The sequence below is a fragment of the Bacillus glycinifermentans genome, assembly GCF_001042475.2.
Lineage (GTDB): Bacteria > Bacillota > Bacilli > Bacillales > Bacillaceae > Bacillus > Bacillus glycinifermentans.
In genome coordinates, this window is sequence record NZ_LECW02000057.1 from 1 (window position 1) to 1,296 (window position 1,296).

General features: G+C 40.9%; 2 protein-coding genes and 1 pseudogene. 1 reads left to right on the plus strand and 2 read right to left on the minus strand.

What is annotated here, in order from left to right:
- On the plus strand, positions 1–84 hold an 84-nt coding region (locus AB447_RS23005; RefSeq protein WP_172796388.1), incomplete at its 5' end, for a peptidoglycan-binding protein.
- A gap of 34 nt (positions 85–118) precedes the next feature.
- Here AB447_RS23005 and AB447_RS23010 read toward each other — a convergent pair.
- Entirely contained in the window at positions 119–535 is a 417-nt protein-coding gene (locus AB447_RS23010) for an immunity 70 family protein (protein ID WP_048355050.1), read from the minus strand.
- 11 nt (positions 536–546) lie between these two features.
- Positions 547–1,296: pseudogene (locus tag AB447_RS26430) on the minus strand (hypothetical protein); the annotation flags it as partial.

The following is a 1,296-nucleotide window of genomic DNA, read 5'->3' on the forward strand; positions in this document are numbered from 1 at the left end:
CGGTTCCAGCTGATGCACGGGCTGTCTGCCGACGGTATTTACGGTCCTAAAACGAAAGCAAAAATTGAAGCTCTATTGAAATAATAAAGAAGGCCCTCTGTTAAGAGGGCTTTTGTTGTTATACATTTTGAATAGTCATATCGCATTTATCTTCCTCTGAAGCATCCATTGCTCTGTATAATACTTCAAAAAAAGTTTTGCCGTCGCTTGTTGCGAAATAATTAGATAAATCTGTTACTTGAGGACTTATATTGTTTCCCCAAGGAGGATTTTTTGATAAGTCTTCAATATCCCATATAACGCTTTCAGGTGGGAGTTTTGAAAGCTTTGCTTCAATTTCTTTTAAATTCTCTCGCGCTGCCGGAACATCGCTCCATTTTAGCTTATCATGGTATAAATCATTCATTAGCAAAGGGTATTTTGTTCCCCAACCATCTTTCTCTAAATGATATGAAATGGTCGAAAAAAATGAATGAACAAAGTCGCCGTGTCCAGCCTCATAAAAGAAACAGTCCACCATAAAACCTACTGCCATATCAGTCACCTCTAATCCATCTTAAATATTATTTCAGCTTTATTATCTGTTTTTTCATCTATTTTTCTCTTAACATCTCTTAAAATTTCTCTTGATACTTGTTGCCCACGTACATCTATTATAACAGTTTGTTTTGTTCCTTCTGGCAAGTCTTTTAATCTCTTATTAAATTGGTTTGATACAATTCGCACCAGGTTGCTTCTGCCTGATGAAGTGGTCAACTTATAATTTTTAACCTCAATACTGTGCCCTGTATTGTAAAAATCAGGACGGGAGCTGTTCTTTGTTCCGTGTTTTACTTCGATTCGGTCTTTGAAAGATACTTGATCTTTGTATCCAGGATAATCTTTTCCCACATCGACTTCTGATTGACGCCAAGAAGGTCTTTTGGAACCCGTCGGCTTTTTAACATTTAACTTGGTGTTAACTCCACGCAAACCAAATGCCCCAATCATGGATAGAGCTCGGTTAAAGCTATCTTGGCGCTGCTCATCCGAAATCTTATTCCCGAACATATCCCGGCCGGTGATTGTTTCGCTGAACCCGTTGGCAGCAGCAAGCCCGTATAGACCCTTTTCAGAGTTTTTCAAAGCCTGGAATGTTTTCGGCGTTCTATAGGTAGCCAGGGCTTTATCAACTGTTGTGACCGCCTTCTCGGCTTTGTACATGCTGTATGCGCCTTTGATCCCTTTAGCACCTTTCCCGAACCACCCGACAACCGGGATGTATCCGGCGGCACCCATCGCTCCCGCAGCAACCCG